Annotated in this window: 6 protein-coding genes and 1 pseudogene; 1 reads left to right on the forward strand and 6 read right to left on the reverse strand. The window is 68.8% G+C overall.

Features of this window, described 5'->3' with window-relative positions; all coding sequences use genetic code 11:
* From AVT10_RS15425 to AVT10_RS15450, 6 genes and pseudogenes are all read right to left on the reverse strand, one after another.
* Window positions 1–833, reverse strand: a pseudogene (locus AVT10_RS15425) (sensor histidine kinase); the annotation flags it as partial.
* A complete protein-coding gene (locus tag AVT10_RS15430) occupies window positions 830–1,528 on the reverse strand; it encodes a response regulator transcription factor (protein ID WP_066693473.1) in 699 nt (232 codons plus the stop codon). The pseudogene AVT10_RS15425 and the gene AVT10_RS15430, both read right to left, overlap by 4 nt.
* 32 nt (window positions 1,529–1,560) lie before the next feature.
* A complete protein-coding gene (locus AVT10_RS18880) occupies window positions 1,561–3,027 on the reverse strand; it encodes a DUF4153 domain-containing protein (RefSeq protein ID WP_066693465.1) in 1,467 nt (488 codons plus the stop codon).
* Between the two features lie 926 nt (window positions 3,028–3,953).
* The gene (locus AVT10_RS15440; protein WP_066693467.1) at window positions 3,954–5,156 is read right to left on the reverse strand and encodes a replication initiator protein A; all 1,203 of its coding nucleotides are present in this window, start codon (window positions 5,154–5,156) and stop codon (window positions 3,954–3,956) included.
* A 757-nt stretch (window positions 5,157–5,913) separates the two neighbouring features.
* Complete coding sequence (locus tag AVT10_RS15445; RefSeq protein WP_066693469.1) at window positions 5,914–6,945, reverse strand: ParB/RepB/Spo0J family partition protein; 1,032 nt, start codon at window positions 6,943–6,945, stop codon at window positions 5,914–5,916.
* 305 nt (window positions 6,946–7,250) lie between these two features.
* Window positions 7,251–8,447: an AAA family ATPase gene (locus tag AVT10_RS15450; RefSeq protein WP_066693471.1), complete on the reverse strand. Its 1,197-nt coding sequence runs from the start codon at window positions 8,445–8,447 to the stop codon at window positions 7,251–7,253.
* A 159-nt stretch (window positions 8,448–8,606) separates the two neighbouring features.
* On the opposite strand from AVT10_RS15450, the gene AVT10_RS15455 reads away from it, so the two are divergent.
* Window positions 8,607–8,814 (forward strand): antitoxin of toxin-antitoxin stability system (locus AVT10_RS15455; protein ID WP_066693475.1); only part of this gene is annotated, 208 nt, incomplete at its 3' end.

Genomic DNA, 8,814 nt, shown 5'->3' on the forward strand with positions numbered 1-8,814 from the left:
GTCGGCGGCGGTTCGGGCACGCTGCCCCCGCCGCCCGCCACCGCCCGCGTCGCATCGCGCAGCGCCTCGACCGGGCGCACGATCCCGCGCGACAACAGGCCGCTCAACGCCACCAGCGTCACGAAGATCGCGACGATCCCGAACGCGATCTTGCCGCGATCCTCGTACAGCCCGACGAACAGGCTACGCGGCGATCTAGCCAGTAGCAACACGCCGACCACCCGCCCGCCAACGATGACCGGCCGGGCATGGTGGATGCGCAGGTCCGACGCGCGGCTCAGCCATTCGAGCGGATAATGCTGGCGATAGGCGCCGTTGCGGCGGAGCGTCGTCACTGCCCGCCCCTCCCGCGCCGCCTGAACCTCGGGCAGGCCGGGATAGCCCGTCCCCGCCGGCCCGCGCGCGACGATGCGGCCCTGCGGATCGAGCAGCTGGATCGACGCCAGCGTCGTCGCCGCCGTCATCGCCAGCACCGGCGCGACCTCCCCCGCCCAGGCGAGCGAGCGGCGGTCGGCGCCCGGCATCGCCACCGGCGCCGGCCGCTCGGGCAATATCCGCGACAGCCGCAGGTCGAGGTCGGAGGCATAGCCGCCGCGCACGATCCCCGCCCCCTCGCCGCCGGGCCAGTCGCGCGCCGCCACCGCCGCCAACGCCGCACTCTGCGCCACCAGCTCGGTCTCGGTCTGGCGCAGGAGGCTGTTTTCATAAACCCGCAGGAACAGCGCCCCGACGCCGGGCAACGCCGCGACGAACACGAAGGTCGCGAGCAATATCGTGCGCAGCCGCAGCCGGGGCCAATGCCGCCGCACGAACGCCTTCGCGGCGCCGATCATGCCCCGCAATTGCCGAGGCGATAGCCGACCCCGGCGCGCGTCTCCACCACGTCATTCGCCCCGACGCCCGCGAACTTCGCCCGCAAATTGCGCACATGGCTGTCGATCGTGCGGTCGGTGATCGCGAAGCCCGGACCGTGCAGCCGGTCGATGATCGCGTCGCGGCTGAACACTTTCGACGGCATCGCCGCCAGCGTGCGCAAGATGCCGAACTCGGTCACGGTCAGCGCGACCGGCTCCTCGCCCCAGCTCGCCTGCCAGCCATCGGGGTCTAGCCGCAATTGGCCATGGCCGAGCGGCGCGGCGGCGCTCTCCACCGCCGGGGGTCGCGCGCCGACCCGGCGCAGGATCGCCATAACCCGCGCCACCACTTCGCGGGGCGAGAACGGCTTCACCACATAATCGTCGGCGCCCAGCTCGATGCCCAACACCCGGTCGATCTCGTCGTCGCGGCTTGACAGGAACAGGATGGGCACGTCGCTGCCCGCGCGCAGCCGGCGGCACACCTCGATCCCGTCCATGCGCGGCATGTTGATGTCGAGTATGATCAGGTCGGGCGCCTGGTCGGCGGCCTGTTGCAGCGCGGCCTCGCCATCACCGGCCTCGATCGATTCCAGCCCCGCCTTGGCCAGCGCGAAGGCCAGCAGCTGGCGGATATGCGGGTCGTCATCGGCGATCAGGATCGTGCGCGGCATGGGGCACTGGATCAGCGCCAGCGGGGCGCACGTCAAGATTGCACCTCATTCGGCAGCGATCCGTCGCAAAAGCGGAGGCGCGGGTCGACCGGCCGCGCAACCTCCCGGCCCAGCGCCGCGCGCGCCGCCGACAGCCGCCGCGCACCCCGCGGGGTCCAGCTGCCCCAATGCGTCTGCCGCCAGAGCAGATCGGCGAACAGGGTCTGCCGGATGAAGCGCACCCGCTCGCGCGTCGCCGCGTCCATCAGCCGTTGCTCCAGCTTTATCATGGGCAGCAGCGCACCATCGCCGACATGCCGCAGGTAGCAGAGATCGACCGCCTCGGGCCGCTGCGCATCGACATTAAACGCCGCCGCCGTCGCCCCCAGATCGACGGTCGCGCAGACGCTCAGCACCAGCCCCGCCGCGACCGCATTGGCATTGAGCAACCACCGCGCGCTCTTGGCCCTCAGGATGCGCCACGCGATCAGCACCAGCCCCAGCGCGACCAGCCCCATCCATAACAGCGCCGCGATCCGCCACGCGGTCAGCATCGATTCGTCGATATAGCGGGTGGTGCGCAGCACGCTCGACGCCACCAGCACCAGATTCTGCGCGACCCACAGCGTCACGAGCCGCCGCGCCCAGCGGTTGCCGGCGCTCTCGCTCCCCGGGCGCAGCATGGCGAGCGCCAGCACACCGGCGAGCAGCGCCGTGGCGATCAGCGGATAGGCCCCGCGATGGGCGTAATCCGCCGCGCTCACGCCCTCGGGCAGCCCCGCCCCGCTCCACAGAAACGCGATGTCGAGCGCGTTCTGCACGGCAAAGAGCAGGTTGAACAGGCCGAGCGCCAGCAGGACCGAGGGCAGCGACGTACCCGGCATCCGCGGTTCGGGATCGGGCAGCCGCGCCGCCCAGCGGATCGCCGCCGCGCGGGGACGAAAGGCGGGCCACGCCATCGCCGCGACCGCCGCCCACAGTCCCAGCTGCCATGGTTCGGGCAGGGCGACATTGTAAAAGACGTTCTCGATCAACGGGTTGGCCTGTGCGAACAGGACCAGGAACAGGGTGCCGCCGATCACCGGCAGCGCCAGCGTGGCCGCGATCCGCACCGGCGACAGCCCCCTGCCCCGCACGCCGCCCATCCGCCTGAGGTCGAACGGCAGCGCGAACGGCGTGCTCAACCCCTGCACCAGCAGCCGCATCGCCCAGCGCCACGCATCGTCGAACGCTGCCACCCGCGGGATCAGCGCGGCGACCGACAGCACCGCCCAGAACAGTACCCAGGGCAGCGGCCCCGGATCGTCGACCAGCATGCCCGCAAACACCGCCGCCCCGCCCAGCGCGACCCATGCCCTGCGGCTGCGCGCCACGTCGCGCCGCACCGCGACCAGCAGGACCAGCCACACCGCCGCCAGTCCCCCGACCCGCGCCCCTTCGAACCCGTCGGGGAACAGGCCATGGAACAGCAGCACCAGCCCGACGGTGGCGGCGATCTTCAACAGGAAACTCAGGCGCATCGTGCGGCTCCTCGGTCGACAGGAGCCCTCCGCCTAGGTCACGGGCGTCGACCGATGGTCCGCAGCCCGGGGACGTTTCGGGGAGAGGCGGTGCAGCTTCGGTGCAGATATTCTCTCTCAAAATCTCAAAGAACCCATCCACGGGGTTAGAGGGTTTCTTAGAAGGTTAGCGGGTTAAGGAGGGCGCCTGACCGCTCGAACGCGGCGTTAGTCCACGATTCGCCCGGGTGGGTTCGTTCCCGAAGGATCGACCTTCCGTTCCCGAAAGGTCGACGGTTTCGTTCCCGAAGTGTCGACCTACCGTTCCCGAAGGATCGAACCGCGTTCCCGGAGTGTCGATGCCTGCCACTGGCGGGCCAATCCGGCGCCGCGTTTGAATCAATTCCAACCGCCGCCCCCGCGAAGTCGTTCAAACCGCGCAATGCCCGTCCGATACTGGGACGGATGGCAACGTTCGCCCGGATCACAGCCGACACTTCGGGAACGCTTGTGATGCGGGATCGAGCGAAGAGGCGTACCGACCAGCAAGGGCGTCGATCATCGGCAGCAAGTTTCGGCACCACATCCAACCCGAAGCGCCGATGAAACTGCCCCGAACGCCCCCACAACCGTCACCCCGGGCTTGACCCGGGGTCCCGCTTCTTCTTCTCGGACGGGTACGGTAACCCCAAAAAGTGCCGCAACCCAGAGGCGTTCCACCCCCGTTAACCAAGCAGAGGGCCCCCTCTACTGACAGGTGAGAAGGCTGGCAGACCCGCGAGGAAACGCATCGTCCGCCGCCAGCATAAGGCCCCGCCCCGTTCCGGACCCGATCCCGCTACCGCAATCCCGACAACCGTTCGAGGCGTCCCGCGCCTCTCGCTGCGCCGAGCAACAACGGGACCCCGCCCTTCGCCGCGATGACGCTAGCGGGAAGCGCCAGCACCCTACCGCAACTCGTGCCGATGCTTCGCGTCGAACCGCCGGACATAGCCGATGAACGCCGCCTGATAATTGACCGGGGTGCGCGCCGGATCGCCGTCGATCCACGCCCGGAACTCGGCATGCAGCGTATGATAATCCCACCCCGGACATTCCGACCGCAGCGTCTCCAGCGTCTGCGAGGTGATCTCGCCCAGCTGCGCCTTGCCCGCCAGCCCCCGGATCGACGCGCGGATCATCGCGGCGGCATCGACCAGTTCCTCGATCCGCGCGGGCGAGGGGGCGGCTTCCGCGACCGGCGCAGGGGCAGGGGCAGGGGGGGGCGCGACGCTCGCCGTCCGCGCCGCCCCATCGGCCCGCCGCCGCATCCGGAGCATCGGCTCGCGCTTGCCCTCCTGCTCCAGCGTCAGCGCATAGCCCGGCAGTTCGTCGCGCTCGGCGATCTTGGCGATCTCGAACTTGAAGCGGCGATACTGCCCCTCCGCGCCCGATTTCTCGAACAAAGTCGGCATCGAAATCGCAAAACCGGCCTCGCCCGCGCCGCCGGCATGTTTGCGCGCCACGCGGTACAGCCAGCGCTCGCGCCCGCCGGTCAGGTCGAAATAGGCGCGGTCGATCGACAGCACGCCGCCGGTCATCATCACCCCTTCCCAGAACCAGTTCGACAGCTCGATCGTCATGCCGCGCGACCGCTCGGTCTTCTCGTCGACCAGTTGGGTCCAGCCATCCAGCCAGCTGAACGTCGCTTCGCGGCGCCCCCGGCCGGAGGCCGGTTGACCGGCGTCGGCGCGGATATTGGTCTTGATCGTCGTCGCCACCAACCGGTCGAGCGCCTGGCCCAGCAGCTCATACGCCCGCCCCGTCGTCGGCCGCCCGATCGCGCGCAGCAGGTCATAGGGCATCAAATGCAGCTTGCGCGGCACGTCGTTGACCCCCCGCCTCGCCATATCGGCCAGCACGCTCGCGCAATAGATCAGGATGTCCGCGTCCCAGATCGTCGCCATGCCGTAATCGGCATTGGCCGACACATGCACCCACAGCTTGCCGTCGGGGCTCTGATAATCGATCGGCTTGACCCGCTTCGACTTGGCAAGGCTGAAGAACGGCCGCTCCATCATCTCGCGCTGGTCGCGAAGCGGCAGGTCGGCGAGATAGGGCAGGAACAGGTCGAACTGCTCGCTGACCTTCTCGGACGCAGCGCGGGTCATGCGGCCCTCCGGAAAAGTTTCCCCGGGGAAACTCGGGGGGCAGGGGAGGGCGACACCGGAAATCGCCGCACGCACGCGCAGTCCCGCGCAACATGAGCCCACGCCGCACCATGTCCCGGCACCTGCCGGGGTACGTACGGGGGCAGGGCATGCGCGCTGCTACGCGAACCCGTTCGCGCCTGCCGGGCAAGCGCCCGGTCGATAGCGAAAAGTTTCCCCGGGGAAACTTGGGCTGAGCCGGTCGCTGCGAAGGAAAGAAACGGGTTCACGCGGAGGCGCGAAGGGCGCGGAGGGGTCGCGTTCCGGGCGGCGTCAGCGATCAACCCTCTGCCTGGATAAAGAGAGCCACGCCCACCGCAAGCGAACCGCCTCCGCGCCCTCCGCGCCTCCGCGCGATCCCAAATTCCGAACGTCGCGCCATCCGCGCCGGGCAGGGGCGGGGACAGCGCTATCCACCCGCCGCCGAATGCCGAGCGGTGCCTCGGGCCCGAAGTTTCCCCGGGGAAACTTTTCCATTCCCGTACGCCGGAAGAAAAGCATTGGTTCACGCAGAGGCGCAGAGGGCGCAGAGGGGGTGCGTTCGTGGCTGCTTCGCCGATAGCCACCCAGTCAGCGCCAAGGGGACCACGCTCGTCGCGAGCGAATATCCTTCGCGCCCTTCGCGCCTTCGCGTGAACCCGATCCAAGGCCATCCCATGCCACCCGCCGGCCGCCCCGCACGCGCGGCGAAAAGTTTCCCCGGGGAAACCTTGCCCGCTCACCGCTGCAACCCGCGCCCCTGAGCCTCCAGCTCAGCCAACAGGATACGCAGTCCCAGCGTCAGCTCGTCGACACTCGCGCCCGACCCGGCATGCAGGCGCAGCGTCACACCCTGCCGGTTGGCGCTCTGCACCGTCATCGCCGGCCGTCCGGACGGCATCCGCCATATATGGGGGGCGGTTTCGCTCGTCCCCCGCTTCGGCGCGTCGAGCAACCGCCGCAACACATCGGCGGCGGGCAGGGTCGCTGCCCCCTTCGCCCGTGCCGTCGCCTGTTCGCGCGCGATCGCCTTCGCCTCCGCCACGATCGCCGCCGCCTGCGCCTTGTCGTCGAGCGCCTGCGCCAGTGCATAGCCGCCCTTCAGCTGCACCTCGGCCGGCGATCCGAACGCGGCGACCACCGCATCGGGCAGCGCCGCCACCCGCAGCATCTTCGACAGCCAGCCCTTCGACAGCTTCAGCCGATCGGCCATGCGCGACGCGTGGTTGCCGTAATGTGTCTTCAGCGCCGCCGCATAGTTGCGCGCGCGCTCGAGGTCCGACACATCGGCCCGCGCGCGGTTCTCCAGATCGGCGAGCCGGAACGCCGCTTCGTCGTCCAGCGTCGCGACCTGCGCCACGAACTGCATGTCGGGATAGCTGTGTGCGCGCAGCCACGAAATCGACCAGTGCCGCCGCGTGCCCGCGATCACCTCATAATCATGCGCCGGATCGCCCTCGACCCGCCGCACCACCGCCGGCACCTTCTGCCCACCCTCGGCGATGATCGAATCGATCAGCTCGCGGCACCCCGCCTCGGTCAGATGCGCATAGGAGCGCGCATTGCCCGGCCAGATCCGCACCCGCGCCGGATCGAGCAGCAGCTGCGTCACCTGCCGCACCTCGCCCGACGCGACCCGCGCCAGCGCCGATTCCCGGCCCAACAGCGTCGTGCCGCGCAGCCGCTCGGACCCACGTTCGGTAGGGGCCGGGGCAGGGGAGGGGCCGTCGTCGAGCAACGCGGCCAGATAATCGGATTGCTTACGCGCCATGGGTCACCTCCGCGCGGAACATATGCAGAACTTGGCGATGTAGGAAAGGGGGTTCGCGGAGGGGGGCGAGATCGGTTGACCCTGCCACGAACCGTACCCCCGCGCAGGCGGGGGTCCAGAGCCACGGGCGCTGTCCTGTCGTTACCCTGGACCCCCGCCTGCGCGGGGGTACGAAGAAGGCGGCCGCTCCGCGATCAAACCCCGCCGGGTCCGCCTGCGCGAACCCGTCGATCGGGCTGCTGGCCCGTCGGCCGAGCGGTTCGAGCTGACTGGCGCTGCGCGCGCGTCCGCCGCGCTTTGCGCTGTCAAACCGCATGCACCACCTCTTCCTCGCTCGCCGGCGCCACCCGCCCCCAACCCTGCCGCACCAGCTGCTCGATCTGTCCCATCGCCTCGTCCAGATTCGCGCGGCAGCGCTTGTGCGTCTTGGGCGTGCCGATCGGCTTTTCCAGCTCGTACACCGTCATCATCCGCATCGCGGCATGGCTGATCTCGGCCGATTCGAGGATCGGGACGGGCAGCAGCGCCGGCCCGAAGCTCTGCTCCATGATCGCCCGCACCATCGCATGGCTGGGGTCGTTGCCGTCGAACTTCGAACAGATCAGCCGGACGAAACTGTAATCGACCTCGATCCCCGCGCTGCCCAGCTGTTGCAGCACCTGGTCCATCATCGACAGGAACTGGACCGTCGAACAGAAATCGGGCGTCGTCGCCGCCAGCGGCACCAGCAGCGCGTTCGCCGCCTGCATCACCGCGAGGCTGATCGTGCCGAGCGCCGGCGGCGGGTCGAGCAGCACGATGTCATAATGCCGCGCAAGGTCGATCAACCCCTGTTTCAGCTTGCGAAACCGCGCCGCCAGCACCGACGCCCCGTCCGATCCCGCCGCCGCCAGCTCATATTCGACGTCGAACAGTTCGAGGTTCGACGGGATCAGATCGACATTGGGCCATGGCGTCGCCTTGACCGCATAGGACAGGTCGTTCTGCGTCGGATCGATCGACAGATAGGGGTAGAGCGTCTCCTCGCGCGTGATGTTGAAATGCGGGTTGAAGCCGAACAGCGTCGTCGTCGTCGCCTGGCTGTCGCAATCGACCACCAGCACCCGGTATCCCTGTACCGCGAAATAATGGGCGAGGTGGGTGGTGACGGTCGACTTGCCGACCCCGCCCTTGAAGTTCTGCACCGCGATCACCGCCGGCACGTCGAGCGGCGCACGGGCGGGGGAGGCACCCAGCACCTGCCGCATGTGCAGCAATTCCTCGACGCTGTATCCCAGGCGCCGGCCATTGTCGGCGGCCGGGGCAGGGGGCAGGCGCCCGTCCTCCTCCGCCATGCGGATGCGGTTGGTCGAACAGCCGAGCAATTGTGCCGCCTCGGCAATGCCGAAGCGGACATTGAGGCCCTTGCGGCTTTCGGGCAGGAACGCCTTGCGCCGCAGCCGCTCGATCATCCGCTCGCCGGCGTCCGCCAGATCGCCGATCTGTGCCGTAATTGCATTCATGCTGCGCAGCACCCGCCCGTTTGAACCCTGATCACATCATTATGTCATGAAAACCTTCAATCCGGCAAGCATAACCGCGGTTTGATTCAGTGCGGCCGTCGCATTGCCGCCAAGGTATTGACGGTATATACCTTGTCAGTACGCCAACGGAGGACGCCCATGTCAAAAGCCGCCGTCTTCACCATGAAGCTCGAACCCGATCTGCGCGATGCCTTCATGGCTGCGGCGGAGGCGAGCCATCGCCCGGCGTCGCAGGTCGTCCGCGAACTGATGCGCGACTATATCCAGCGCGAACAGGCTCGACAGGATCATGCCGATCTGCTGGCGCGCAAGGTCGCCGCCGCCCGCCGGTCCGTCGCGGCGGGGC

Origin of the sequence: Sphingomonas hankookensis (genome assembly GCF_001619955.1) — a bacterium.
Taxonomy (GTDB): Bacteria; Pseudomonadota; Alphaproteobacteria; order Sphingomonadales; family Sphingomonadaceae; genus Sphingomonas; species Sphingomonas hankookensis_A.

Excerpts from the sequence above, each read along its gene's own strand:
- AVT10_RS15430 (WP_066693473.1), bottom strand. The coding sequence starts at position 1,528 with ATGCCGCGCACGATCCTGATCGCCGATGACGACCCGCATATCCGCCAG.
- AVT10_RS18880 (WP_066693465.1), bottom strand. The coding sequence starts at position 3,027 with ATGCGCCTGAGTTTCCTGTTGAAGATCGCCGCCACCGTCGGGCTGGTG.
- AVT10_RS15440 (WP_066693467.1), bottom strand. The coding sequence starts at position 5,156 with ATGACCCGCGCTGCGTCCGAGAAGGTCAGCGAGCAGTTCGACCTGTTC.
- AVT10_RS15445 (WP_066693469.1), bottom strand. The coding sequence starts at position 6,945 with ATGGCGCGTAAGCAATCCGATTATCTGGCCGCGTTGCTCGACGACGGC.
- AVT10_RS15450 (WP_066693471.1), bottom strand. The coding sequence starts at position 8,447 with ATGAATGCAATTACGGCACAGATCGGCGATCTGGCGGACGCCGGCGAG.